Source organism: Streptomyces sp. HM190, from assembly GCF_009857135.1.
In the GTDB taxonomy this organism is placed as follows: Bacteria; Actinomycetota; Actinomycetes; order Streptomycetales; family Streptomycetaceae; genus Streptomyces; species Streptomyces heilongjiangensis.
The window spans coordinates 4,570,122-4,594,337 of record NZ_CP047318.1 but is presented as its reverse complement, the minus strand read 5'-3'; the positions used below and the strand labels follow the sequence as shown (position 1 = coordinate 4,594,337).

At 74.1% G+C, this 24,216-nt stretch carries 22 protein-coding genes and 1 pseudogene; 14 read left to right on the top strand and 9 right to left on the bottom strand.

Annotated elements, in window-relative coordinates:
• Window positions 1-2: 2 nt before the first annotated feature.
• Window positions 3-473 (top strand): FMN-binding protein, encoded by a 471-nt coding sequence (locus GSY65_RS19525; protein WP_159770467.1) that lies wholly within the window; start codon window positions 3-5, stop codon window positions 471-473.
• A 58-nt stretch (window positions 474-531) separates the two neighbouring features.
• Here GSY65_RS19525 and GSY65_RS19520 read toward each other — a convergent pair whose 3' ends face one another.
• Together GSY65_RS19520 and GSY65_RS19515 are read right to left on the bottom strand one after the other, a co-directional pair.
• Window positions 532-2,889: an MMPL family transporter gene (locus GSY65_RS19520; protein ID WP_159770465.1), complete on the bottom strand. Its 2,358-nt coding sequence runs from the start codon at window positions 2,887-2,889 to the stop codon at window positions 532-534.
• A gap of 248 nt (window positions 2,890-3,137) precedes the next feature.
• Entirely contained in the window at window positions 3,138-3,854 is a 717-nt protein-coding gene (locus tag GSY65_RS19515; protein ID WP_159770463.1) for a polysaccharide deacetylase family protein, read from the bottom strand.
• Window positions 3,855-4,098: 244 nt separating this feature from the next.
• On the opposite strand from GSY65_RS19515, the gene GSY65_RS19510 reads away from it, so the two are divergent.
• From GSY65_RS19510 to GSY65_RS19485, 6 genes are all read left to right on the top strand, one after another.
• Entirely contained in the window at window positions 4,099-4,791 is a 693-nt protein-coding gene (locus GSY65_RS19510; protein WP_159770461.1) for a DUF4232 domain-containing protein, read from the top strand.
• A 126-nt stretch (window positions 4,792-4,917) separates the two neighbouring features.
• On the top strand, window positions 4,918-5,280 hold the full coding sequence (locus GSY65_RS19505; protein WP_328707503.1) for a hypothetical protein: 363 nt from the start codon (window positions 4,918-4,920) through the stop codon (window positions 5,278-5,280).
• Between the two features lie 302 nt (window positions 5,281-5,582).
• Window positions 5,583-5,921, top strand: coding sequence for a helix-turn-helix domain-containing protein (locus GSY65_RS19500; protein WP_159770459.1), 339 nt, complete (start codon window positions 5,583-5,585; stop codon window positions 5,919-5,921).
• Window positions 5,922-6,152: 231 nt separating this feature from the next.
• Window positions 6,153-6,356, top strand: coding sequence for a cold-shock protein (locus GSY65_RS19495; RefSeq protein WP_007383480.1), 204 nt, complete (start codon window positions 6,153-6,155; stop codon window positions 6,354-6,356).
• Between the two features lie 145 nt (window positions 6,357-6,501).
• Window positions 6,502-8,184 carry a DEAD/DEAH box helicase gene (locus GSY65_RS19490; RefSeq protein WP_159770457.1) on the top strand — a complete coding sequence of 561 codons (1,683 nt, stop codon included), beginning with the start codon at window positions 6,502-6,504 and terminating at the stop codon, window positions 8,182-8,184.
• A 42-nt stretch (window positions 8,185-8,226) separates the two neighbouring features.
• Window positions 8,227-8,523, top strand: coding sequence for an SCO5918 family protein (locus GSY65_RS19485; protein WP_159770455.1), 297 nt, complete (start codon window positions 8,227-8,229; stop codon window positions 8,521-8,523).
• Between the two features lie 77 nt (window positions 8,524-8,600).
• On the opposite strand, the gene GSY65_RS19480 is transcribed toward GSY65_RS19485, so the two are convergent.
• Window positions 8,601-9,830, bottom strand: coding sequence for an NAD(P)/FAD-dependent oxidoreductase (locus GSY65_RS19480; RefSeq protein WP_159770453.1), 1,230 nt, complete (start codon window positions 9,828-9,830; stop codon window positions 8,601-8,603).
• Window positions 9,831-10,022: 192 nt separating this feature from the next.
• Window positions 10,023-10,967, bottom strand: a complete 945-nt coding sequence (gene sigJ, locus GSY65_RS19475; protein ID WP_159770451.1) for an RNA polymerase sigma factor SigJ — start codon at window positions 10,965-10,967, stop codon at window positions 10,023-10,025.
• A 59-nt stretch (window positions 10,968-11,026) separates the two neighbouring features.
• On the opposite strand from sigJ, the pseudogene GSY65_RS19470 reads away from it, so the two are divergent.
• Window positions 11,027-11,399: pseudogene (locus GSY65_RS19470) on the top strand (hypothetical protein); the annotation flags it as partial.
• 48 nt (window positions 11,400-11,447) lie between these two features.
• Here the strand turns inward: GSY65_RS19470 and GSY65_RS19465 are convergent.
• Together GSY65_RS19465 and GSY65_RS19460 are read right to left on the bottom strand one after the other, a co-directional pair.
• Window positions 11,448-13,205: an ABC transporter permease subunit gene (locus GSY65_RS19465; RefSeq protein ID WP_159770449.1), complete on the bottom strand. Its 1,758-nt coding sequence runs from the start codon at window positions 13,203-13,205 to the stop codon at window positions 11,448-11,450.
• A 6-nt stretch (window positions 13,206-13,211) separates the two neighbouring features.
• Window positions 13,212-14,732, bottom strand: coding sequence for an ABC transporter substrate-binding protein (locus GSY65_RS19460; RefSeq protein WP_159770447.1), 1,521 nt, complete (start codon window positions 14,730-14,732; stop codon window positions 13,212-13,214).
• Window positions 14,733-15,029: 297 nt separating this feature from the next.
• Here GSY65_RS19460 and GSY65_RS19455 point away from each other — a divergent pair, with 297 nt between their 5' ends.
• From GSY65_RS19455 to GSY65_RS19430, 6 genes are all read left to right on the top strand, one after another.
• Complete coding sequence (locus GSY65_RS19455; protein WP_159770445.1) at window positions 15,030-15,593, top strand: RNA polymerase sigma factor; 564 nt, start codon at window positions 15,030-15,032, stop codon at window positions 15,591-15,593.
• Entirely contained in the window at window positions 15,590-16,420 is an 831-nt protein-coding gene (locus GSY65_RS19450) for a zf-HC2 domain-containing protein (protein WP_159770442.1), read from the top strand. Before GSY65_RS19455 ends, GSY65_RS19450 begins: the two co-directional genes overlap by 4 nt.
• Window positions 16,417-17,247: an ABC transporter ATP-binding protein gene (locus GSY65_RS19445; RefSeq protein ID WP_159770439.1), complete on the top strand. Its 831-nt coding sequence runs from the start codon at window positions 16,417-16,419 to the stop codon at window positions 17,245-17,247. Before GSY65_RS19450 ends, GSY65_RS19445 begins: the two co-directional genes overlap by 4 nt.
• The gene (locus GSY65_RS19440) at window positions 17,244-18,623 is read left to right on the top strand and encodes a hypothetical protein (RefSeq protein ID WP_159770436.1); all 1,380 of its coding nucleotides are present in this window, start codon (window positions 17,244-17,246) and stop codon (window positions 18,621-18,623) included. Before GSY65_RS19445 ends, GSY65_RS19440 begins: the two co-directional genes overlap by 4 nt.
• Complete coding sequence (locus tag GSY65_RS19435) at window positions 18,620-19,192, top strand: hypothetical protein (protein WP_159770433.1); 573 nt, start codon at window positions 18,620-18,622, stop codon at window positions 19,190-19,192. Before GSY65_RS19440 ends, GSY65_RS19435 begins: the two co-directional genes overlap by 4 nt.
• 112 nt (window positions 19,193-19,304) lie before the next feature.
• Window positions 19,305-19,907 (top strand): tellurite resistance TerB family protein, encoded by a 603-nt coding sequence (locus GSY65_RS19430; protein ID WP_159770430.1) that lies wholly within the window; start codon window positions 19,305-19,307, stop codon window positions 19,905-19,907.
• Window positions 19,908-20,000: 93 nt separating this feature from the next.
• Here GSY65_RS19430 and GSY65_RS19425 read toward each other — a convergent pair whose 3' ends face one another.
• The 3 genes from GSY65_RS19425 to GSY65_RS19415 form a co-directional block, all read right to left on the bottom strand.
• Window positions 20,001-21,371: a tryptophanase gene (locus tag GSY65_RS19425; RefSeq protein ID WP_159770427.1), complete on the bottom strand. Its 1,371-nt coding sequence runs from the start codon at window positions 21,369-21,371 to the stop codon at window positions 20,001-20,003.
• 39 nt (window positions 21,372-21,410) lie between these two features.
• Complete coding sequence (locus GSY65_RS19420) at window positions 21,411-22,583, bottom strand: tryptophan dimethylallyltransferase family protein (protein ID WP_159770424.1); 1,173 nt, start codon at window positions 22,581-22,583, stop codon at window positions 21,411-21,413.
• A 289-nt stretch (window positions 22,584-22,872) separates the two neighbouring features.
• Window positions 22,873-24,216: a cytochrome P450 gene (locus tag GSY65_RS19415; RefSeq protein ID WP_159770421.1), complete on the bottom strand. Its 1,344-nt coding sequence runs from the start codon at window positions 24,214-24,216 to the stop codon at window positions 22,873-22,875.

The window sequence follows — 24,216 nt, the reverse complement described above, 5'->3', positions numbered from 1 at the left end:
TCTTGCACGCACTGAGGAAGAACCGTCCCCTGCGCCGGATCGTGCTGACGAGCGCCGCGACCGCCTCCGGTCTCGTGCTGCTGCTGTCGCTGAAGCCGCACACGACGCCGGCGCTCGCCCAGCCGCCGTCCTCGGCGGCGTCCGGCGGCGCGAGCGCGTCGGGCGGAGGGACCGGGTCGAGCGGGTCGGCCTCCGGCACCCGCACCCTCACCGGGGACGAGGTGCAGACCCGCTACGGCCCCGTGCGGGTCCGCGTCACCCTGAAGGACGGCAGGCTCACCGACGTCACCGCGCTCGCCTACCCCTCGGACAGCCCCCGGGACCGGGAGATCAGCTCGTACGCCGTCCCGCAGCTGACCAGGGAGGCCCTGTCCGCGCAGAGCGCCGACATCGACACGGTCTCCGGTGCCACGTACACCAGCGAGGGCTACCGCCAGTCGCTCCAGTCGGCCCTGGACGCCGCGCACAGCTGACCCCGGCCGCCCCCGGACCCGGAGCGCGGCCGGGGGCTCCGTGGCGCGAGGGGGCAGGTCAGTCGAGGTCGACGCGGGGGAGGTGACGGTCCAGGAACGCCGGCAGCCACCAGTTGGCCCGGCCCGCGACCTTCATGAACGCCGGCACCAGCAGCAGGCGGACGAGCGTCGCGTCCAGCAGGACGGCGACGGCGAGCGCCAGGCCGAACTCCTTCAGTTCGAGCACGTCGGCGACGAGGAAGCAGCCGAACACGGCCGCCATGATGACCGCGGCCGCCGCGATCGGCCGCGCCGTGTGCGCGAGGCCCTTGGCCACCGCGCGGTCGTTGTCGTGCGTGCGGAGGTACTCCTCCCGCATCCGGCCGATCAGGAACACCTCGTAGTCCATGGAGAGGCCGAACAGCAGAGCGAAGACCATGATCGGAAGGTAGACCTGGACGAAGCCCACACTCGTGAAATCGAACAGTTCTTCGAGGTGTCCTTTCTGGAACACCCAGGTCGTGATCCCGAAGGCGGCGAAGGTGACGAGCAGGTTCATCAGCACCGCCTTGAGCGGCAGCAGCAGCGAGCGGAAGATCACCGTCAGGTAGCCGAACGACAGCGCCAGCACCATCCCCATCACCAGCGGGAGCTTGCCGAGCGTCTCGTCGGAGAGGTCGGCGAACTGTGCCGTCTCGCCGCCCACCAGCATGGTCGGGCCACCCGCCGCGGTCAGCGCGGGGATCGTCCCGTCGCGCAGGTCCTTCACCAGGTCGGTGGCCTCGGAAGAGTCCACGGCGGCCTCGGGCACGACGGTGATGACGGTGCGGTTCGACCCGGCGCCGAGGTTGACCGTCTGGGCGAGGACGGGCTGCGCCTGCGGGTTCCGCTCCAGTTGCTGGAGTGCCTGCGGCGTCACCGACCCCGTCGTCTGCCGGAGCAGTGTGGTCACGGAGGAGACGTCGGCGACCCGGGGGTCCTTCGCCAGCGACCTCGTCATCGAGTCGATCGTCCGCAGGTCGTCGGCGTCGAGGGGGCCCGAGCCCTCGTGCGAGGCGAGGATCTGGATCGGCGACAGGGCGCCCGCGCTGAACTCCTCCGCGAGGATCGCGGCGCCCTTGCCGGACGGCTCGTCGGAGATGGCGGAGATCCCCAGGTCGATGCCGAGCTTGATGCCCGCGGTCGGCAGGGTGAACAGGATCAGCAGGGCCGCGGCGGGCAGGGCCATCCAGGGCCGGGCGAGGACGGTGCGGGCCCAGCGCTCCCAGCCGCCTGGTTCTCCGGTCGGGTCCGCCGTCTCGTCCTCCGGCCGCAGACGCCGGGGCAGCGCCCCCCGGTCGACCCGTTCGCCGAGCGCCGCCAGCAGCGCGGGCAGCATCGTCCAGGCGACCAGCAGGGTGCACAGGACGACCAGCACGGCCCCGAGGGCGATGCCGTGGAACAGCGGCGAGTCCACGACGAGCAGGGAGAGCAGGGAGATGGCGACGATCACGCCGGAGAAGGCGATCGTGCGCCCGCTCGTCGACATCGCCCTGCCCACCGCGCGGGTGACCGCGTCGGGGTGCCCGGCCGCCTTGGCGCGGACCAGCTCCTCCCGGAAGCGGAAGAGGATGAAGAGGGAGTAGTCGATCGAGATGCCGACCCCGATCATCGTGACGATCGAGAGCAGGAAGGCGTCGAACACCGTCACCGTCGTCAGCACGCTGAGCACGCCGAACGTGGTCGTCAGGCTGACCACCGCCGTGATCAGCGGAATCAGCGAGGCGACCAGCGCGGCCAGCGCGACGAGCAGGACCAGGAAGGCGATGGGCACACCGATCGACTCGGCCCGCTCCACGTCGGCGTTCTCCACCTCGGTCAGGTCGTTGGCGGTCGGGGAGTACCCCGTCAGATAGGCCCGGACCGGCCCGTCGCCGGCCGCCTCCCGCACGGTGTCCTGGAGATCGGCCGCCCGGTCGCCGCGTTCCCGGTCGTCGCCGGACAGGCCGACCGAGGCCACCGCCGCGTTCCCCCTCGACAGCGCGGTCCGCATGCCGGGGTCGGTGGGGCTCAGCACCGACGTGACGCCCGGCTCGTCGCGCACGGCCTTGACCACGCGGTCGACGACGCCGGCGTACTCCTGCTCCTCGATGGTCAGGGTGTCCGAGTCGAAGACGATCAGGTCCTGCTCGGCCCCGGCGGAGGGGAAGTCCGTCTCCAGGAGCTGGGAGACCTGCTGCGAGTCCGACCCGGTGACGCTGTAGTCGGACGCGGCCAGCGACGAGATCAGGTGGGGATAGGCGGCGGCCGAGGCCACGAGGACCACGCCCCAGAAGGACAGCATCCACCACCGGCGGCGGGCCACCCAGGTGCTCCACCGCACCGGGCGGGCGGGACGGGTGCGACGGGGCGAGCCGCTGGAACCGCCCTCTCCCGGTGGATCGGCGATGGGCGTCACGGGCTGTGTCCCTCCCTCGGAACGGCGAGGGCGCCGGGCGGCGGTGGCGGGCCGGCCGGCGGTCGGGGCGGGCCGGCCGCGGAGGCGGACCGGACCCACCGTCGGCGATGCGGCGGATTCGCACCGTAATGCCACGAAAGCGAGGCCGGGGGCAGGCGTGCCGACGGCCACGCGCCCGGCGCCGCACGCCGGGCGCGTGGCGGACGACCGGGTACCCCGCCTGCCCGGCGCTCCTCGAGGCCGCTTCCTCAGGGGCGGTAGGCGGCGCGGTTGTGGTGGACGACCTTGCCCGCGGACAGCCTGGCCGGGGCGAAGAGCTGGTCGACGGTGACGAAGTGGAAGCCGCGCGCGGTGAGGGCCGTGATGATGCCCGGGACGGCGTCGACCGTCGTCCGGTGGATGTCGTGCAGGAGCACGATGTCGCCGGGCCGGGTCTGCGCGCCGACGGTCCTGATCAGACGGGCGGTGTCGCGGTACTTCCAGTCGAGGGTGTCGACGCTCCAGTGCACCAGCGGCCGCCCGGCGGCGGCCCGGACGGTCGCGTCGTGGGCCCCGTAGGGCGCGCGGACGGTGGTGGGCTTCTTGCCGGTGGCCTGCTTGATCGCCGCGTCGGCGCGGGAGAACTGCGACGCGACCTTCGCGGCGCCCAGCTTCGTCAGATCGGCGTGGTCCCAGCTGTGGTTGCCTATCTGGTGACCGGCGAGCGAGGCGTCGCGCACCGTCGCCGGGTACCGCTGGGCGTTCTTGCCGACGACGTAGAACGTGGCTCTGACGTCGCGCTCCTTCAGTGTCCTCAGCAGGCGCCGGGTGTCGGTCACGGGGCCGTCGTCGAAGGTGAGCGCGACACATCTCACCTTGCGGCAGTCGACGTTCCGGGGGGCGGCGGAGGCGGGCGTGGCGGTGCCGGCCAGTGTGGTGGCGCAGACGGCGGCGACGACGGCCGAGGTGACGAGGCGTCGGTGCATCGGGTCCTCCAAGGGCAGCGAGTTGCCCTTGACGACCCGTCCGACAGGACCGTGGATGTACGGATGTTCGATAACGGCCGAATGTGGTGTGCGCCGACCCAAAGAGGGCGCGTTTTCCGGCCATCGGCGCCGTCACACTGTCACAACCCTGTGCGAGGAAGGCCCTCACTCGGTACGCGGGGGCAGCACCATGTCCCCCATGGGGCACCATCGCCTGAACGTTCCGACTCTCGGGGGGCTTCCGATGGTTCACGCAGTTCGCGCACGCCGCACCACCGCCGTACTCGCCGCGCTCTCGCTGGGTCTGCTGGCCCTGACCGCGTGCAAGGGGGACGCAGAGCAGGACGCGGCCGCCCCGAGCACGACGGCGAGCCCGTCCGACCCCGCGAAGGACAAGGGCAAGGGGACGGGCGAAGGCACCGGCACGGACGAGGACGCCGACAAGCCCGCCACGGACGCCCCCGGCGGCAGCGGCGGCTCCTCCGGGAGCGGCGGCGCCCCCGAGGCGTCGGAGCCCGCCACGGACGACCAGGACGGCGGTGTCGGCATGTGCGAGACGACCGACCTGAGCTACAAGGTCACGGTCGCCTCCAAGCCCGTCAACCACGCCCTGCTGACCGCCACGAACAACAGCGGCGACCCCTGTCTGCTGCCGGCCGGCGAACTGGTCGTCACGATTCCGGGGCTCGACGGCGCCGCCGAGCACATGGGCCCCGCCGGGGAGGACTGGATCCTGAACGCCGGCGAGAAGGCGTACGCCGGGATCCTCTTCTCCCGCGCCGACACACCGGGCGGCAAGAGCGCCGACAAGGTGGAGATCGCCCTCACCGCCGCCGAGAGCCCCGCGACCGTGCCGGTCGACGACGGCCCCGTCACGGTCAACGACAGCCAGGTGACCAGCTTCTTCGGCACCGCCGAGGACGCGCTCACGTACTGACCCGCACGGCCCACCGCCTGACGACCAGCGCGGCGGGCCGGGGGCCGGGGCGTCGGATTGGGCGGCGGGCTCCGGGGTACTCCGGGACGTGTCACAGGGGGGCGGCACTGGAGGGCGGTGGCGTCCATGCGGACCAGGACCGACCGCGTCGGCGAGGTCGACAGCACCCCCGAGGTCCGGTGGGCGCCGCACGCGGGCGCCGGGCTCGCCGAGGTGCGGGTCGTCGCGGCGGACCCCGCCACGGCCCAGCGGGTCGCACGGGTCCTGCGCCAGGCGTTCCCCTGCGACGAACCCCGTAGCTACCCCACGGGTGCCGACGGACGCGGCACGCTGCTCCATCTGACCGTCGACACCCGCTTCCCCGCCGGCTCCCCCCACGGGGCCGCGCCGTGGCTGTACAGCAGCCGCACCCAGGGCGAGCGCACCCACACCGACGAGCCCTGCTGCACCCACGCCACGGGTCCGGACACGCAGGCCCCCGACGGGTAGACCCGGCGGGCGGTCGCCCGGCGCGCGGACCCCGGCTCGTCGCCGTCCGGGGCGCGCCGGAGGCGTCGGGCACTGGTCCGTCCGGGGTGTCGTGCGTCTCGGACGGAGACGGGGGCGCCGATCGCACCGCGGTGAAATTCTGTCGCCGCGAGGACACATCTGCGCGGTCGCCGGAGCTAGGGTTGTCGCACAGGCGGCCGATGGATCACCCCGGCGCCGGATCGCGCGGAGCACGGATGCCGCGCCGTCGCCCCGGGCCCGTGACGTCGGGGCCCCCGCCGTGTCCCCGAAACGAAGGTGCCATGCCCGCTGAGAACACCCGCGCCGCCGGGAATCTCGACGACGACGACTACCCCGCCTACACCATGGGGCGGGCCGCCGACGTTCTCGGCACCACCCCCGCCTTCCTCCGCGCGCTCGGCGAGGCCGGGCTGATCACCCCGCTGCGTTCGGACGGCGGTCACCGCCGCTACTCCCGCCGCCAGTTGCGCGTCGCCGCCCGCGCCCGCGAACTCGTCGACCAGGGGACGCCCGTCGAGGCCGCCTGCCGCATCGTCGCCCTGGAGGACCAGCTCGACGCGGCCCTCCGGCTGGGCCGGGACATGCGCCGGCGGCTGGGCGACCACGGCGCGGATACCTAGTCCGGCCGTTGCAGAATTAGGGGCCACGACGGGTCGAGAATTACCACACGCCGCCGAAAACACCCCGGGGACTGCCGCCCTGCCTGTGTTAGCGTGATAGCAGTTGCAGTTTTGGTTGCCAGAGACTTGTTTCTTTGCAGAGCTTTCCGGATCTTTCCGGAGGGGTGATCATCGCGGCGACTCGGATTCGTAAAGTGCGGATCCGGCACTGCCCCCCAAGGGAGATTCAATATGGCATCTGGCACCGTGAAGTGGTTCAACGCGGAAAAGGGCTTCGGCTTCATCGAGCAGGACGGCGGCGGCGCTGACGTGTTCGCCCACTACTCGAACATCGCCACCTCCGGCTTCCGTGAGCTTCAGGAAGGCCAGAAGGTTACCTTCGACGTCACGCAGGGCCAGAAGGGCCCCCAGGCCGAGAACATCGTTCCCGCCTGACGCTGACGCGAACTGAACGACTGAGGCCCGCACTCTTGGGGTGCGGGCCTTTTCGCATTTTCTCCGGCTCATTCTTGCGAATCCTCGCGCGGCCGCTGCCGCCGGACGGAATTCCTCGATACGCCGCATCGAGGAGGGTTCCCTCATGAACCGCACCCGTCAGGGTCGTGGCGGCTCCGGCCGTCTCCGCACGGAGACCGACACCAACCGATCCGCCGGCGGCAGCCGCGGCGGCCGTTTCCGCGCGCAGGAGGCGGGCCGCAAGCAGTCCCGCCCCGCCGGTGCGCGCGGGCGCGGCGCGGGCGCGCGCTCCACCGCCCGCCCGCAGGAGTTCGCCCTGCCGGTCACCGTCACCGAGCCGCTGCCCGCGGTCGACTCCTTCGCCGAACTCGACCTGCCGCAACGGCTGCTGGCCGCGCTCGGCGCCGAGGGCGTCACCACGCCGTTCCCGATCCAGGCGGCCACCCTGCCGAACGCGCTGGCCGGCCGGGACGTGCTCGGCCGGGGCCGGACGGGCTCCGGCAAGACGCTCGCCTTCGGCCTGGCCGTCCTGGCCCGGCTGAACGGGCAGCGGGCCGAGCCCCGCCAGCCGCTCGCCCTGGTCCTCGTCCCCACCCGGGAACTGGCCCAGCAGGTCACCGACGCGCTCACCCCCTACGCCCGCGCGTTGCGGCTGCGGCTCGCCACCGTGGTGGGCGGCATGTCCATCGGCCGTCAGGCGAGCGCGCTGCGGGGCGGCGCCGAGGTCGTCATCGCCACGCCCGGCCGCCTCAAGGACCTCATAGAACGCGGCGACTGCCGACTCGACCAGGTCACGGTCACCGTCCTCGACGAGGCCGACCAGATGGCCGACATGGGCTTCATGCCGCAGGTCACCGCGCTGCTCGACCAGGTCGACGCCGACGGCCAGCGGCTGCTTTTCTCGGCCACCCTGGACCGCAACATCGACCTCCTGGTACGCCGCTACCTGGACGACCCCGTGGTCCACTCGGTCGACCCGTCCGCGGGCGCCGTCAGCACCATGGAGCACCATCTGCTCCACGTGCAGGACGACGACAAGCACGCCACCGCGACCGAGATCGCCGCCCGCGACGGGCGGGTGATCATGTTCCTGGACACCAAGCGGGCCGCCGACCGGCTGGCCAAGCACCTGCTGTCCGTCGGGGTGCGCGCCTCGGCGCTGCACGGCGGCAAGTCCCAGCCGCAGCGCAACCGGACGCTCGCCGGCTTCAAGGACGGCCAGGTCACGGTGCTGGTGGCCACGAACGTCGCCGCCCGCGGCATCCACGTCGACGACCTCGACCTCGTCGTGAACGTCGACCCGCCCGGCGACCACAAGGACTATCTGCACCGCGGCGGCCGGACCGCGCGCGCCGGCGAGTCGGGCACCGTCGTCACGCTCGTCCTGCCGCACCAGCGCCGTGAGATGGACCGGCTGATGGCCGACGCCGGCATCACGCCGCGCTCCGCGCGGGTCCGCCCCGGCGAGCCCGAACTGCACCGCATCACCGGCGCCCGCACCCCGTCCGGCGTGCCCGTCACCCTCACCCTCACCGTCCCGGAACCTGCCGCCGCGCCGACCGGACGCACGGGCAGGCCCGGCCGCACCGGCACACGCCGCAACGGCGGACGCGGCAGAACCGAACGCACCGCGAGCCCCGGCACCGGCACCGCCACGCGTCCCGACGCGGGCAAGAGCAACGGCCCCGGCACCGGCGGGGGCAAGGGAACCGGCCGGAGCGGGAGCGGCCGGGAAGCGAGCGGGCGCGGCCGGGGCGGGCGGAGCGCCGGGCGCGGGCGGCGGCCCGCCTCCGGGAGCGACTCGTAGCGGCCCGTCCGGTGTAGCACCCCAACCCCTGTGGAGGCATCCATGCGCTGTGTCATCGCCCGATTCCCCTTCGACCTGACCAAGAGCGAGGTCGAGCAGTCGCTGAACGGCGTCGCTCCCGAACCGGTGGCCGGCACGGCCGTGACCGTGAACCGCCAGGTCTACTCGGTGATGCAGGTCGGGGAGGTGATCACCGGGCAGAACCGCCGGGACTTCACCGCCGGTGAGATGCGCCGGGCCCTGACCCGGCTCGGCTTCGCCTGCCACGACACCGCCCCGGTCGCCCAGGCCGCCCCGGCCTGGAGCGCGCTCGGGGACGAGGGCGCGTCGGGCTGGTGACCCCTGCCGGCGACCGGCGATCCGCGCGGTTGCGCTGACGCGGACCGTGTCGTGGCGCGGACGGCGTCCGTACGGGTTCAGGCCGCCGTCTCGGCGGTCCGCTCCGTCCGGCCCGCCCCGTCGCCGCGGACGGTTCCGGCCGGCTGCGGCACCGTCCGGCGGCGGCGGGCCGGCATGCTGCCGACCGTCGGGTGGGCGACGCCCCAGGCCGCGCCCTTGCAGATGATCTCCTTGTAGAGGGCGGCGAGGCGGCCGGTGAGGGCCTTGGGCAGGGTCTGGTCGTCCGCGGTGACGAACTGGATCAGGCCCTCCTTGCGGCCGAGTGAGACGCACTGCTGGAAGTAGCGGATCGGCACCTTCGGGGGCTCGGCGCCGGTGAGGCGGGCCGCGATGGCGTCGGCGGCCTGCCAGGCGGTGGGGACGCCCGAGGCGCACGACATCCGCAGCGGCTTGTCGCCGGGGCCCGCCACCAGGGCCGCGTCACCGATCGCGTACACCTCGGGGTGCGAGACCGAGCGCATGGTCCGGTCGACCACGATCCGGCCCCGGTCCGCGACCTCCAGCGTGCTGGCCTCCGCGATCGGGTGGACGGCGAAACCGGTGGCCCACACGGTGACCGCTGCCGGGACGGACGCGCTGTCGGTCAGGACGCGGTCGGCCTCGACGGCGGTGACGGGGGCGTGCTCGTGGACGGTGATGCCGAGCCGGCCGAAGACCTTCCACACGTGGGCCCGGCCCTTGTCGGACAGCCAGTCGCCGAGACCGCCGCGGGCCACGAGGGCGACGTCCAGGTCCGGGCGGCTCTCGGCGATCTCGGCCACCGCCTCCAGGCCGGTGAGTCCGCCGCCGACGACGACCACGGGCTGTCCGGCGCCCAGCCCGGCCAGGCGCTCGCGCAGCCGGAGCGCCCCGGCGCGGCCGGAGATCTCGTGGGCGTGCTCGGCGGTGCCGGGGACGCCCTGCGGGTCCCAGCCGCTGCCCAGGGCGTAGACGAGGGTGTCGTACTCCAGTTCGTGCTGTCCGCCGCCGTGCACGTCGGCGACGGTGACGGTCCTGCGGTCGGCGTCGACGGCGGTGACCCTGGCCTGCCGCACCTCGACGCCGGTGCCGGCGAAGATCTCGTCGAAGGGCCGGGGCCTGAGGTCCTGGCCGGCCGCCAGCTGGTGCAGGCGGACGCGTTCGACGAAGTCGGGTTCGGGGTTGACGAGGGTGAGGGCGACGTCCGCGCGGTGCAGGCGCCTGGCGAGGCGTCCGGCGGCGATCGCTCCGGTGTAGCCGGCTCCGAGAACGATGATGCGGTGCTGCATGTCCTGCTCCTGTCTGCACGGTTCTGACGCTCTGCCTTGCTCGGTCACGCCCCTTGAACCGGGCAGCCCGCGGATTCCTGACAGGAAGAGGATGTGGACCAGGTCACATCCCCGTGGAGGGAGGTGACCTGGTGTGCCGACGGCCGTCGGACGGCTCCTCGGCGTGTCGGGGCGGCGTCGGGGCGGTGTGCGTCAGAAGGCGTGCAGCAGGGGTTCACCGTGGTCGGTGGCCGCCCACACCTCCGTCGCCCGCTCCAGCTTGTCGGGGTTGACCTGGCTGCGGAACGCGACGATGCCGTCCGCGCCGATCTCCAGGCAGGTGACCCCGATGACCCGGCCGTCGACCACCGCGAGGAACGCGGGGCCGCCGTTGGCCGTCGTGACGTGGATCGCGGCGGTGCCGCCGACGACGGCCCGCTTGGCCGGGCCGGGCTTGAACAGGCCCCGCATGAACTTCGCGACCGCGAGGGCGCCCTCGAACGCCTTGGCGCGGGCCGGGACCTTCCCGCCGCCGTCGCCCACCGCGATGGCGTCCGCGGTCAGCAGCCTGACCAGCGGCTCGGTCCTCCCGCTGGTGGCGGCCGCGAGGAACTCCTCGACGATCCGCCGGGCCGCCGCCTCGTCGATCTCCGTGCGCGCCTTGCCCGCCGCGACGTGCTTCTTCGCGCGGTGGAAGATCTGCTGGCTGGCGGCCTCGCTGAGGTCGAGGATCCCGGCGATCTCCCGGTGCGGGTAGTCGAACGCCTCCTTCAGCACGTACACCGCCCGCTCGTTGGGGGTGAGGCGCTCCAGCAGGGTGAGGACCGCGTACGAGACGGACTCGCGCTGTTCGGCGGTGTCGGCGGGGCCGAGCATGGGGTCCCCGGAGAGCAGCGGCTCCGGCAGCCACTGGCCGACGTAGGTCTCCCGGCGGGCACGCGCCGAGGTGAGCTGGTTGAGGCACAGGTTGGTCAGCACCTTCGTCAGCCAGGCCTCGGGCACCTCGATCCGCTCGGCGTCGGTGCCCTGCCAGCGCAGGAACGTCTCCTGCACGGCGTCCTCCGCCTCGCTCGCCGAGCCGAGGAGCCGATAGGCGATCGCCTCCAGACGGGGCCTCGCCGCTTCGAACCGGTCCACGTCGTCCCGCGTCAACGCCATGTCCCGGATCCTAGGCGGTGTCCGGCGCCTCACGCGCGTGACGGACGCCTCAGGGCACGCCCGCACCCGGGAGCGGTCCGGACGTCCCGTCAGGGCCGGAGGTGGGTCTGACCCGCCGTCCCCGACTGGGGCCGGGCCGTCGCGCACAGGGGGATGCCCGAGTACGAGGAGTTCCTGGACCTCGCCGAACGGTGCGCGGAGGTGCGGCTGGACACGACCACGGCGTTCACCGACTTCTCCGAGGTCCTCGCGCCGTTCCCCCGCCGCGCCCTGCCCTGGCCGGCCGCCCTCGGCGACCGCGTCCTGCTCGGCTCCGGCTTCCCCGAGATCCCCCACCCGGACCTCCGCCGGCTCCGGGCCCTGGAGCGGCTGGGGCCCGGGGGTCGGAACGGCATGCCCGTACGGGCGGACCGGGTGCCGCGGGCGCGGTGACCGGTTCGTGGTGGTCCCCCGGTGTGGAGCGGGCGGGACCGCGTGCCGTCAACGCGACCGGCGGGGGCCCGTCGCCGTGCCGGCGACCGTGAGGACCGCGAAGAGGGCCAGGGCGGCGGCGGGGGCGAGGACGGTCCAGGGGGCCAGTTCGGCGTAGGGCTGGTTCTCGGACAGGAGGCGGCCCCACTCCGGGGTGGGCGGCTGTTCGCCGAGGCCGAGGAAGCCCAGGGAGGCCAGGACCAGGACCGTGGTCGGCAGGCGCAGCAGCGCGTTGCGCAGCAGGGCGGGGAGGACCGCGGGCAGCAGGTGGTGGCGCAGCAGGTAACCGGGCCCGGCGCCGAAGGAGACGGACGCGAGCAGATGGCCGCTGGCCCGTTCCTGTTCCAGGAGGGCGGAGGTCTGGGCGGCGTACGGGGTCCAGCCCACGAGGCAGACGGCGCAGGCCGCGCCCCACACGGAGGGGCCGGTCACCGCGGTCACCAGAAGGCCCGCGAGGACGGCCGGCAGGGTCGACACCACTTCGGTGAGGCCCGCGCCCGCCTGGCTCGCCGCGCCGATCAGCAGTCCGAGGAGGGCGCTGACGGCGGTGACCGCGAGGGCGACGGAGGCCGTGCGCAGCGCCCCGTGCCCGAGGCGGGCCAGCAGGTCCCGGCCGAGCGGGTCGGTGCCCAGGGGATGGTCGGGGGACGGGGGCAGCAGCCGGGCCGCGGTGTCCACGTGGAGGGGGTCGCGCAGCAGGCCGGCCACGACGAGGGTGAGCAGGGCGAGGGCGCAGCAGCCGGTGATCCAGGGCAGCGAGCGGGGCCGGGGCAGCGCGGGCGCGTGCAGGGCGGGCAGGGCGCCGTCGCGCAGGGCCGGGCCGAGCAGGGCGCGGCGCAGCGCCTGTATCGCCAGGCCGGCGCCGACGCCGAGGAGGACCAGGGCGAGGGTCGCGGTCTGGAGGGGAGGCAGGTCCTGGGCGACGGCGGCCTCCAGGGCGAGCCGGCCGAGGCCCGGGATGTTGAAGATCTTCTCCACCGCGACGGCGCCGCCGACCAGGCCGACCACGGTCGGCAGCAGCTGCGGGAGCACCCCGGACAGGGCGCGGCGCAGCGCGGTGCGGGCGATCCGGCCGGGCGGCAGGCCGTAGGCGCGCCAGGTGCGGGCCCATGACTCGTGGAACGCGGCGGGCAGCGACTGGTCGAGCAGTCCGCCGATCATCGCACCGGAGGGCACGCCGAGGGCGAGCGCGGGCAGCACCATCGACGCCGGGCCCGTCCAGCCCTGCGAGGGGAACCAGCCGAGCCACACCCCGCACACCGTCGCCAGCAGGGAGGCGAGGAGGAACTTGGGCAGCGCGGCGAGGACGGCCGCGCCGGCGCCCGCCCGGCCCCGGAGCAGCCGCTGCCGCGACCCGAGGTACAGGGTGCGGGCGCTGACCAGCGCGGCCACCGCGACGGTGACGGCCAGCGCGCCCAGCATCAGCGTGAGGGAGACCGCGAAGGCGGTGGTGACCTGCGGCAGGACGGGCTCGCCCGACACCCACGAGGTGCCCGCGTCGCCGCGCCCGAGCCCCTCCAGCCAGCGGCCGAGATGGACGAACGGCCCCTCGTCGAGCCCGAGTCGCTCCCGTACGGCGGCCAACTGGGCCGGGGTGGGGTCCTGTTCGGCGGAGCGGGCGCGCAGGACGGTGAGCGCCGGGTCGGTGCCGGACAGCCAGGGCAGGAAGGCGACGGCCGTGAGCAGGGCGGTCGCGGCGACGGCCCGGCCGGCCACCGCCCGCCAGCGGGTCGGCAGGCCACGGGCGCCGTCCGGAGTGACGCTCATCGAGGGCTACTCGATCCGGGTGTCGACGTCGACGAGGGAACGCTCGCGGGGGTCGAGGAGGACGCCCTCGACGTCGTCGGCGATGCCCTGCACGACCTTCTCGTGGACCAGCGGGACGACGGCGTCGGTGCGCAGGATCTCCGCCTCGGCCCGCATGATCTTCCGGTGCCGCTCGGCGGTGTCGCCCTCCTCGGCGGCCGCCCGGACCGCCCGGTCGACCTTCGCGTCCCTCAGTCCGGCGATGTTGTAGACGCCGTCGCCGGTGTAGTCGCTCGCGAGGTAGGCGACGGCGTCGCCGGTGTCGAGGAGCGTGACGCGGGAGAAGACGAGCGCGTCGTACTTCCCGGCGAGGAGGTCGGCCTCCATCTGCGTGTACTCGCGGACGTCCTGCTTCACGGTGAACCCGGCCTTCTCCAGCTGCTGCTGCAGGACGGTCGCGGCCTCGGGCAGCTCGGCGCGGTTGGTGTAGGCGGCGAGCCGCAGGGTCCTGCCCCTGGTCTCCTCGCGCACCTGCGCGGCGGTCGCGGCCTTCGCCCGGCCGGTCACCTCCACCCGGTCGCGGGCCGCCCAGGGGACGGCGGGTCCGAACAGGCCCTCGGCCTCGTCGGCGTAGCCGCCGAAGACGGAGTCGACGAGGACGCCGCCGTCCACGGCCGCGCGGGCGGCGGCACGCAGCGGGGCGTCGGCGAACAGGCCGCTCGCGGTGTTGAGGACCAGGCTGTCGGTGCGCACGGACGGCACCTCGTGGCGGGTGCTCTCGTCGAGGAGCTCGGCCTGGGCGGTGGGGATCCACTCGGCGATGTCGACGTCGCCGCCGCGCAGGGCGCCCGCGCGGGCCGTGCCGTCGGCTATCCAGCTGACGTCGATGCCGGGGGCCTTGGCCCTGCCGCCCCAGTAGCCGTCGTAGCGGTCGAGGGTGGCCTTGGTCTTGCCGGTGAGCCTGGTGATCTCGAAGGGGCCGGTGCCGGTGCCGACGGGGCTGACGGTGCCGTCCTTCGCGTACGCCTTCGGGGAGAGGATGCCGAGGGCCGGGCTGGCGAGCCGCAGCGGGAGGACCGGGTCGGGGGTCTTCGTGGTGAGGGTGACGGTGTCGGCGTCGGCGGCCTTCGCGGTCAGGGTGACGTCGCTGAGGACGCGGGGCCTGGTCTCCGCCCGGTTCGCGTGGTCGAGGGCGCCCACGACCGCCTCGGCGGTGACGTCGGTGCCGTCCTGGAAGGTGGCCTCGCGCAGTTCGAACGTCCAGGTCGTGTCGTTCGTCCGCTTCCAGGAGGTCGCCAGGGCGGGCGCGGCGGCGCCGTCCTCGTCCAGCGCGGTGAGGCCCTCGGCGACGGAGAGCTTGCTGAGTACGGTGGCGTCGTTGCTGTACGGCGACAGGGCCTGCACCGGCGGCACGGCGAGGGCGATCCGCAGCCGGCCGCCCGCGCCCGCCCCGTCCGTACCCGGGCCGCCGTCGCCGGACGCGAAGCAGCCGGCCAGCAGCGGGCCGAGGGCGAGCGCCGCGACGATGCCGCGGGAGGTGGTGCGCATGGCGGGTCCTGTCGTGCGAGGGCTGGGGCACGCCCCGGCGGAGGGCGGGCCGCCGACAGGGCCGGGCCAGCTTATAAGGCAAGCCTTACCGAATCTCCAGCGGGTGGGTGAACGATCAACCATCGGGAGCGCCCGCCCGCGCTCCGCACGGCCCTCGCCCGCGAGGCGATGACCGCCTGGCGTCCGCCGCTCCCGGCCCCTCCGTCGGTCGCGCCCTTCCCGAGGCGCGGCCGTTCATATGTGACGGGGGTCACTCGAACAGGAAAACCCGTCGCCGGGGGCGGACGTCTAGGGGGTGTGAGATCAGTCGGGAAGGGACGGGGCGGTGAGCCGGACGAGGAGCGTCTCGTCCGGCTGGTGGCCCGCGGTGACCGCGCGGCGTTCGAGGAGCTGTACCGGCGGACCGCGCCGTGGCTCGCGGTCCGGCTGCGGCGGCGCTGCGCGGACGAGCAGATCGTCGCCGAGGTGATGCAGGAGACGTATCTGGCGGTGTGGCGCGCGGCCGGCGCGTTCGCCGGGGCCGCGGTGGGCGGCACAGCCGTCGGCTGGCTGTGGACGATCGCGGCGCGCCGCCTCGTCGACGCGTTCCGGCGACGGGCCCACCACGCCCAGCCCCCGCCGACCGCCGCCCTCCCCCACGCGGCGCCCGCCGCCGAGGAGGAGGCGCTCGCGGCCACCGTCGGCGGTGACGTCGGGGACGCGCTGCGGCGCCTCGCGCCGGAGCTGCGGCAGGTCCTGCAGGCGATGGTGCTCGACGGGCTGTCGGTCCGGGAGACCGCCGTGCTGCTCGGACTGCCCGAGGGCACGGTCAAGACCCGGGCCCGCCGGGCCCGGCTCGCGATGCGGAAGGCACTGGCATGAGCGTGGAACACGCGTCGGCGCGGACCATCGAGGCCTACGCGCGCGGCGCCACCGGCCTCTCCGACGACGAGGTGTGGGCCGTGGAGGCCCATCTGGAGGTGTGCCCGGTCTGCCGGGACCGGCTGACGGCCGCCGTCGGCGCCGGGGTGCCCGCCGTGGCGTCCCTGGTCGACGCCGTCTGGTCGGGCCTCGAACCGCAGGTGGCGGCGGCACCCGCGCCGCCCCGCCGGCGGCGCCGGCCGGCATGGCTGTCGCGGTGGGCGACCCCCGCGATGGTGCCGTGGCTCGCCATGGCCGCCGCGGTGACGCTCGCGGCCCTGCTGCTCGACCTCCTCGGCGGCAGCCCGGGACCGGGATCCTCCGGGATCTCCCCGGTGCTGCTGCTCGCCCCGGTGCTGCCCGTGCTCGGCGTCGCCGCCTCGTGGGCGCGCGGCCTGGACCCCGCGTACGAGCTGACGGCCTCGGTCCCCCGGGCCGGGCTCCAGCTGGTGCTGCGGCGGACCGTGGCCGTGCTCGCGGCGGTGCTGCCCGCGCTGCTGGTGGGCGGCTGGGCGACGGGCGTGATGGTGGCCCAGTGGCTGCTGCCCTGCCTGGCCTTCACCACGGCCACGCTGGCGCTCGGCGGGGTGGTCGGCGTGACCCGCGCCGCCGTCTCGCTGGTGGCGGTGTGGGCCGCCGTGATCGTCGCGCCGACCCTCGCCGACGGCCGTACCGCCGCCGCGCTGCGCACGGACGGACTGCCCGTGTGGGGACTGATCCTCGCCCTCGGCCTCGGAGTCGTGATCGCCCGCAGGGGCGCGTACTCCGTGCTGGGAGCCCATCGATGACCATCGGAAAGGACCACCACATGTCCACGGTGAGCGCGGCCGACATCGCGCCCACGGCCTACGCCTGGGAGATCCGGGCCGACGGGCTGAGGGTCAGAGCGGGCCGCACACGCATGGCCGTCGACGGGCTCGACCTGTCGCTGGGCACCGGCGTGCACGGCCTCCTGGGGCCGAACGGAGCGGGCAAGACCACCCTCATCCGGGCGCTGGCGACCGTGCTGCGCCCCGCCGGGGGCACCCTGGAGCTGCTCGGCGAGTCCGTCGACGGCCGGGGCGAGCACCGCGCGCTGCGCCGCCGGATCGGCTATCTGCCGCAGGAGTTCGGCTACTACAAGCGGTTCACGGTGCGCGAGTTCGTCGAGTACATGGCGTGGCTGAAGGAGGTGCCCAAGGCGGACATCCCGGCGGCCGTGCAGCGTGCCGTGGAGCGGGTGGGGCTCGCGGACCGCGCCGACGAGCGGATGAAGGCGCTGTCGGGCGGCATGGTGCGCCGGGCCGGTATCGCCCAGGCCATCGTCAACGACCCGGCCCTCCTGCTGCTGGACGAGCCGACGGCCGGCCTCGACCCGGCGCAGCGGGTGCGGTTCCGGCAGCTGCTCCAGGAGCTGGGCACGGACACCTGTGTCGTGGTCTCCACACATCTGGTGGAGGACGTCGCCGCCGCCTGCACGGACGTGGTGCTGTTCGCGGAGGGCCGGCTGGTCTTCCAGGGCACCCCCGACGAACTGGCCGCCGCGGGCGGCCCCGAGCATGTGGGCGACAGTCCGCTGGAGCGCGGCTACGCGGCGCTGCTGCAGGGCTCCGCCGGGGAGAGGGGCGCCTGGTGAACGGCCGTGTCCTGCGCATGGAGCTGCGGCGGTCGGTGGCCCCGTGGGCCGGCGCCGTGATCCTGGTGACCACACTGGGGTTCCTGTACCTGCTGAGCGGGCCGTGGTGGAAGGGCAGCGCGCTGTGGACGGCGCAGTGGACGTCCATGGCCCTGTGGACCCGTACCCTGCTGCTCTTCCTGTGGCCGCTCGCCGTGGCGCTCGGGGCGCTCCAGGGGCTGCGCGACCACCGTTCGAAGGTGTCGGAGCTGCTGGCGAGCACGCCGCGGCCCATCCGGCACCGCGCGGCGGTGACGGCGGGCGCGCTCTCCCTCACCCTGGCCCTGGCCTACGGTCTCCTCGTCCTCCAGGGCGCGGGCCAGGTCCTCGCCCACGCCTGGTACCACCACGCGGGCTGGCTGCCGATCTCGCTCGTCGGCGGGTTCTCCCTGATCGCGGGCGCCGTCCTCGGCATGGGGATCGGGCGGGCCCTGCCGTCCCCGCTCACCCCGCCGGCGCTGGCCGTGGCCGCCTTCCTGTTCACCGCCTTCGTACGCCAGTGGTCCGACTCGGCGGTGCCGTCGTCGAACCTGCCGAACCGGCTGACGCTGCTGTCGCCGTCGGTGGCGGACGTGCGGGAGGTCCTGCTCACCCTGTCCGGCCGGGTGCACGCCGGCCAGACGGCCTGGCTGCTCGGCATGGCCGCGACGGGCTTCGCGCTGCTGCTCGCCGCGACCCCGCGCACCCGGCTGCTCGCCCTCGCCCCGGTGGTGGCGGGCGCGGCGATCGCGCTGCTCGTGCTGCCGTCCGACCCGCGCCGGACGTACGTCGTCGACCGGGCCGCCGCCGCGCAGGTGTGCGACGGGCCGGTGTGCGTGGCCCGGGTCCACGAGGCGCGCCTGGCGGGGCTCGCGGGCCCCGGCCGCAAGGCGCTCGGCCTGCTGCACGACGCACTCGGCGACCGGGCGCCCACGACCGTCCGGGAGACCACCGCCCCGCGGGGACTCCTCGAACAGCCCGAGCGGTCCCGTACGACCGTGTTCGTCGACTTCGACGACGACGCCCTCGCCCGCGCCACGGGCGAGGAGCTGACCCGGGCGCTCGTCGGACAGGGCATCGCGCCGACCTGCTTCGCGCGCAGCCAGCAGGAGAGCGGCACGCTGGGCGAGATCGCCGCGCAGAGCGTGGTGGCGGGCTGGGCCCTCGGGACGCTGGAGCCGATCCGCGGCACCGTGCACTCCCCGGCCGAGCAGCTCGGCACGGCCCGACCGGTGTTCCAGGAGCTGGAAGGGCTGCGCTGGTCCGAGCAGGTCGCGCGGATCAGGGCGGCCCACGCCGAGGCGATGTCCTGCGGGGGCGACGTGCTGACGGTGCTGGACGGCGGTGCGTCCGGATGAGGTGGCTGACGCTGTACGCGCGGTCCCGCCAGGTGCCCGCCGCCCTGGCCGCGATGCTGATCGGCACGGTCGCGGTGTGGGCGCTCGCCGGGAGCGGCGACGCGCGCAGCGCGCCCCTGCTGCCGGTGCTGGCGCTCGCCGCGGGCGCGACGGTGGCCTCCGTCGGGCTCGGCGGGCAGGACGTGGCGCTGGACCGGACGGCCGCGGTCCGGTGGAGGGTCCGCCGCACGGCGCACGTGCTGCTGATCGGCCTGGTCGTCTGCGCGATGCCGCTGGTGCCGGGGGTGCTCGGCGAGGACCTGGCGCCCGCCGGGTTCCTGGTCCGCGACGCGGCCGGGCTGACGGGGCTGGCCGCGGCCGGGGCGGCGGTGTTCGGCGCGCGGTACGCGTGGACGCCGCCCGTCGCCTGGCTGTCCGTCTCGATGGTCGCGCCGTCCCCGGAGGGCGTGCCCGAGGAGGTGGCCGGCTGGCTGCTCCTGCCGCCGGGCACCCCCGCCGCGACCTGGACGGCGCTGACCCTCGCGGCGCTCGGCACCGCGCTCTACGCGCTCGCGGGCCCGCGGCGCTGACCCGGCGCCGGAGGGGCGGCGGAACTTCACGGGGGGCGGCAGCCGTTGGCAGGGTGACGCGTGGAACGTGCGCGGACGCTGGACGACATGGGCTGAAGCCGAGGTGGCACGGATGGCGATGTGGGATCGGATCAAGGACCAGGCCAAGGGGCTGCAGCAGCAGGCACAGTCACGGGGCCTCGGCGGCACGGGTCAGGGACAAGGCCAGGGGCACGGCCACGCCCCGGGCCAGGCGTACGGTCAGGGGCACGGACGGCCGGGCGCGTCCGGTGGTTCGAAGGCCCAGCTGGTCAGCGCCCTCAAGTCCCAGCTGACCTCGTTGAAGACGGAGCTGAAGAGCGGTGCCTACCGTGACGCGAGCATGGCCATGTGCGCGCTGGTCGCCGCCGCCGACGGCACGGTCGACCCGGCCGAGCGGCAGCACGTGGAGTCGCTGATCCTGAACAACGACGTGCTGCAGAACTTCCCCGCGGACCAGCTGCGGCAGCGGTTCAACAAGCACGTGGACCAGCTGTCGTTCAACTTCCAGCAGGGCAAGGCGGCCGTCCTCCAGGAGATCGCCAAGGCGGCGAAGAAGCCGCAGGAGGCCCGCGCGGTCGTCCAGACCGGCTTCGTCGTCGCGGGCGCCGACGGGTACATCGCGCCGGCCGAGGAGCAGGTCCTGCGCGAGGCGTGCGGGGTGCTCGGGCTGCCCACGCAGGAGTTCGGCCTCTGACGGTGCGCCCGTGCCGGGCCCCCGGGCATGACGCGACCCCGGGCCCGTCGGGCCCGGGGTCGCGTCGTGCCGCGGCGGTCCGGGGACCGGCCGTCAGCCGGTGGTCACCGGCCGCAGCTTCGCGCGGAAGTGCCGCAGGATCGGCGACTGCTCCACGATCCGGAAGCCGTGCACCGACCCGGCGTCCTTGGCGATCTTCTCCAGGGTGCGGCCGACGTGGTCGTAGTGGCTGCGCGTGTACACCCGGCGCGGCAGCGCCAGCCGCACCAGCTCGTACGGCGCGCTCTTGACCGGGTTGCCGTCCTCGTCCTCCTCACCGAGGTACAGCGACCCGAGTTCCGCCGACCGGATCCCGCCTTCGAGGTAGAGGCGGCAGGCGAGGGCGTGGCCCGGGTAGTTGTGGGGCGGTATGTGCGGCAGCAGCCGCCCGGCGTTGAGGTAGAGGGCGTGCAGGCCCGGCGGTTCGAGGATGTCGACGCCCGCCGCGCGGACCCGGCCGGCGAGGTGGGCGGCGACCTCGGCCCGCTCGGCGAGATAGCTGGGCTCGGTCACCTCCAGCAGGCCCACGGCCATCATGTCGAGGTCACGGCCGGCGAGTCCGCCGTAGGTGGCGAAGCCCTCGGTGGCGATGAGGAGCCGTTCGCACTTCTCGGCGAGCACGGGGTCGTTGAGGCCGATGAAGCCGCCGATGTGGACGATGGCGTCCTTCTTCGCGCTCATCACACAGCCGTCGGCGAGGCGGAACGCCTCCTCGGCGACCTGGCGCGGGGTGTGTCCGGCGTAGGCGGCCTCGTGGCGGGTCACCAGCCAGGCGTTCTCGGCGAACCGGGCGGCGTCCAGGATCATGGGGACGCCGTGGCGGCGGCAGAGCGCGGCGGTGGCCTTGAGGTTCTCCATGGAGACGGGCTGTCCGCCGCCGCCGTTGTTGGTGATCGTCATGACGACGACGCGCACCCGGGAGGCGTCCGGTCCCTCCAGCCAGGTCCGCAGCGCGTCGAGGTCGATGTTGCCCTTGAACGGCTGCTCGCTGTCGAGGTCCTTGGCCTCCGGGCACGGCAGGTCATGAGCCTGACAGCCGGAGAGTTCGACGTTGGCGCGGGTGGTGTCGAAGTGGGTGTTGGCCAGCACGATGCCGCCCGGTTCGAGGAGCGTCGAGAACAGGATGCGTTCGGCGGCGCGCCCCTGGTGGGCGGGGAGGATGTGCGGGAAGCCGGTCAGCTCCGTCACGGTCTCGTGGAAGCGGTAGAAGGAGCGCGAGCCGGCGTAGGACTCGTCGCCCTCCATCCCGGCGGCGAGCTGGGCGGCGGAGATGGCTCCGGTGCCCGAGTCGCTGAGCAGGTCGATGGTCACCTCGTCGGCCCGCAGGTCGAAGAGGTTGTAGTCCACCCGTTTCAGCGCCTCCTCGCGCTGCTCACGGGTGGTGAGGGCGAGCGGCTCGACGACTTTGATGCGGTAGGGCTCCACTGTGGTCTGTGCTCCTGTTGCTCTGTGTGCTCGGTGGACTCAACTGATGGCTGAGGTGCCGGGTACCGGCTCGCGTGCCGTCCCGGACGCCGCCCGCTGCAGGGGCGGCGGGGAGACCGGCGGCAGGACCTCGTACGCCTCCGAGGAGATGTACGTCGTCACGCGCGGCGGTCTGCCCTGTTCGTGGGCCAGCGCCACGTACGCGAGGAGTCCCCGCCCGTCCCGCGGTGCGCGGGGTGTGACGGCGGCCAGCGCCCGTTCGAGTACGGCGGGGTCGACGCCGTGACGGGCGAGGACGGCCGCGGTCCGGTCGAGGGCCACCCCGTCGTGCGGGACGTAGCCCCGGATGGGGACGTGCAGGGTGAAGCCGGTGGGCCCGCCCGTCGTCCGGGTGAAGGAGTGGCAGGTCAGGACGGGCCGCCGGTCGAACCGCGCCTCGGGGCCCGGCGTCCCGTCGTCGTAGCCGCCGGTCTGCCGGAGGAAACCTTCCAGCAGCTCGGTGTCGGGGCCGTTGCCCATCCGGGACAGCCCGCCCGCGTCGGACACCCGCAGGTCGCGGTGGGTGACGTACACCTTCACGCGGGGCGCCTGCCAGTCGCCGAGGTCGAGGGCGAGGAACGGGTGGCCGTCGCCGGGGGGCAGAGTGTCGTACGCCTCCCGGTGGCCGAGTCTGTCCAGCGCCTCCCGCACCGTCCCGGCGGCCCGGTCGGCGCCGCGCGCCGCCGGGTTGAGATACACCTTCACCTTGGGGACACCGCCGGGCCGCAGTTCCAGCGCGATCCACAGGGCCAGCGGGCCCTCGGGGTCGTCCGGGAGGAACAGGTCCTCCAGCAGGTCCAGTTGGCCGGTGTCGAAGCCCCAGCGGTCCGCCATGGAGCGGACGACCGCCAGCCCGGCCCGGCCGTTGTCCCGCAGGCTCCCGGCCCCGCTGCCCGGTTCCAGCAGCACCCGCAGGGCCGGGGGCCCGTCCGGGAGGAACGACAGCGAGAACTCCACCGGGGTGGAGTCGTCGGAGAGGAACGTCCAGGCGGGGGGCGGCAGGTCCAGGGACCGTTCGGCCACCCCGGCCAACGCGTCGGTCAGCACCCGCGCGTAGGTCTCGGCGGCGGCCTCGTCGATCCCCGCCACCTGGCACAACCGCAGCAACTGGCCCGTCACGAGACCGCCGAGCGTGGTCGTCGCCCGCGCCTCCACGGCGCCGGGCCCGCTCACGACAGTCCCCCCGGGGTCCGGGGGGACACAGAAAGATACCCGCCGACCTCGGCGGGTATCTCGTCGTGCGGTAACTGACGGTCGGTCACGTCCCCGGGGGAGCCTTCGCTCCCCAGGGGACCGTGCCGTCGGGAGCGGTGGTGTGCGGCGGAAGGTCGAGCAGCGGCGTCGTCGGAAACGTGGTCCACGACACCTCCCTTGTTTCGTTAGTCACCACGAATGCCGCCGCGTTACTACCCCTTAGGTTGAATCTTCATGCAGTGTCTGGAAGTTACTCCTGTTGCGTGCATCACCCCTTCAACCACGTCAGGAACGAGCTCCAGACACCCGGCCGCTCCGTCCGGCGGCCGGCCGCCGCCTGGTGGTCGGTCCGGGCGGAGTCCTGCGCACGCGGCGGGGTGGGCCGCTGCACGACCTGCGGGGTGAAACGGCACGGCAGCACGGCGAGCGCGCGGTGGAACGGGCCCGGCCGCCAGGTCAGGCTGTCCTCGGGCACCGCCAGCTCGATGTCGTGCAGACGGTTCAGCAGGTTCTCGATGGCCGTCATGGTGACCAGCCGGGCGAGGTCCTTCGACGGGCAGGCGTGCGGGCCCGCGCTCCACGCGAGGTGGGCGCGCCGGCCGCCGGTCTGCCGGGCCGCCGCCAGCGCCGGGTCGGTGTTGGCGGCGGTGATGCTGACCAGCACCAGGTCGCCCGCGCGCATCTTCGTCCCGGCGAACTCCAGGTCGGAGGCCGGGTAGTGCGGCGCGTAGTTCGCCATGGGCGGGTTCTCCCACAGCGTGTCGTCGATGGCCTCCTCGATGAGGCCGCCGTCGGCGTACCGGTCGTGGGTGAGCAGCCGGTGCAGGGTGTTGCCGATGAGGTTGCGCAGCGGTTCGGCGCCCGCGCCGAGCAGCAGGATCAGCTGGTGGACGAGTTCCTCGTCGCTCAGCCGCGCCTCGTGCCGCATCAGGTGCGAGGTGACGTCCTCGGCGGGCCGGGCCCGCTTCAGCGCCACCAGCTCGCCCACGGCCTGGCCCAGCACCATGTTGGCCTTCTCGGCGTTGACGCCCTCGAAGACTCCGGAGATGCCGAAGACGACCCGGTCGCCGACATCCGCCGGGCAGCCGAACAGCTCGTTGAACACGAGCAGCGGCAGCTGCTTGACGTAGTCGTTCATCAGGTCGACCGAGCCGCGCGCGGCGACCTGGGCTATCAGGTAGTCGGAGGCGCGCTTGGTCATCTCCGTCAGCTGCCGGGAGTCCACGCGGGCCAGCGTGTCGGTGATCGCCTGGCGCAGCCGGGCGTGCTCCGCGCCGTCGGTGAACATGGCGTTGGGCCGGTAGCCCAGCATCGGCACGACGGGGCTGTCCGGGCCGACCTTGCCCTCGGCGACGTCCCGCCAGCGCCGGGCGTCCTTGCGGAAGTTGGTCGAATCCTGGAGCAGGTGGAGCGCCGTCGCGTGGTCGGTGACGAGGGTCGCGTCCACACCGGGGGCGATCTCGACCGGCGCGGTCGCGCCGAAGTGCCGCAGGTACGCGTAGTACGCCTGGGGGTCGGCGGCGTACTCGGTGGTGTACAGCGGCACCGGCAGTCCGCTGCCGTGGGCGGGGCACCCGGGTGGCGGGACGGGAGAGTGGGGTTCGGGGGTCAT

Bases quoted from the DNA above. Each gene is read 5' to 3' on its own strand.
- GSY65_RS19495 (WP_007383480.1), top strand. From the start codon at position 6,153: ATGGCATCTGGCACCGTGAAGTGGTTCAACGCGGAAAAGGGCTTCGGC.
- GSY65_RS19415 (WP_159770421.1), bottom strand. From the start codon at position 24,216: ATGACCCCCGAACCCCACTCTCCCGTCCCGCCACCCGGGTGCCCCGCC.
- GSY65_RS19465 (WP_159770449.1), bottom strand. From the start codon at position 13,205: ATGAGCGTCACTCCGGACGGCGCCCGTGGCCTGCCGACCCGCTGGCGG.
- GSY65_RS19450 (WP_159770442.1), top strand. From the start codon at position 15,590: ATGAGCGTGGAACACGCGTCGGCGCGGACCATCGAGGCCTACGCGCGC.
- GSY65_RS19485 (WP_159770455.1), top strand. From the start codon at position 8,227: ATGCGCTGTGTCATCGCCCGATTCCCCTTCGACCTGACCAAGAGCGAG.
- GSY65_RS19430 (WP_159770430.1), top strand. From the start codon at position 19,305: ATGGCGATGTGGGATCGGATCAAGGACCAGGCCAAGGGGCTGCAGCAG.
- GSY65_RS19510 (WP_159770461.1), top strand. From the start codon at position 4,099: ATGGTTCACGCAGTTCGCGCACGCCGCACCACCGCCGTACTCGCCGCG.
- GSY65_RS19490 (WP_159770457.1), top strand. From the start codon at position 6,502: ATGAACCGCACCCGTCAGGGTCGTGGCGGCTCCGGCCGTCTCCGCACG.
- GSY65_RS19505 (WP_328707503.1), top strand. From the start codon at position 4,918: ATGCGGACCAGGACCGACCGCGTCGGCGAGGTCGACAGCACCCCCGAG.
- GSY65_RS19435 (WP_159770433.1), top strand. From the start codon at position 18,620: ATGAGGTGGCTGACGCTGTACGCGCGGTCCCGCCAGGTGCCCGCCGCC.
- sigJ (WP_159770451.1), bottom strand. From the start codon at position 10,967: ATGGCGTTGACGCGGGACGACGTGGACCGGTTCGAAGCGGCGAGGCCC.
- GSY65_RS19460 (WP_159770447.1), bottom strand. From the start codon at position 14,732: ATGCGCACCACCTCCCGCGGCATCGTCGCGGCGCTCGCCCTCGGCCCG.
- GSY65_RS19515 (WP_159770463.1), bottom strand. From the start codon at position 3,854: ATGCACCGACGCCTCGTCACCTCGGCCGTCGTCGCCGCCGTCTGCGCC.
- GSY65_RS19445 (WP_159770439.1), top strand. From the start codon at position 16,417: ATGACCATCGGAAAGGACCACCACATGTCCACGGTGAGCGCGGCCGAC.
- GSY65_RS19480 (WP_159770453.1), bottom strand. From the start codon at position 9,830: ATGCAGCACCGCATCATCGTTCTCGGAGCCGGCTACACCGGAGCGATC.
- GSY65_RS19500 (WP_159770459.1), top strand. From the start codon at position 5,583: ATGCCCGCTGAGAACACCCGCGCCGCCGGGAATCTCGACGACGACGAC.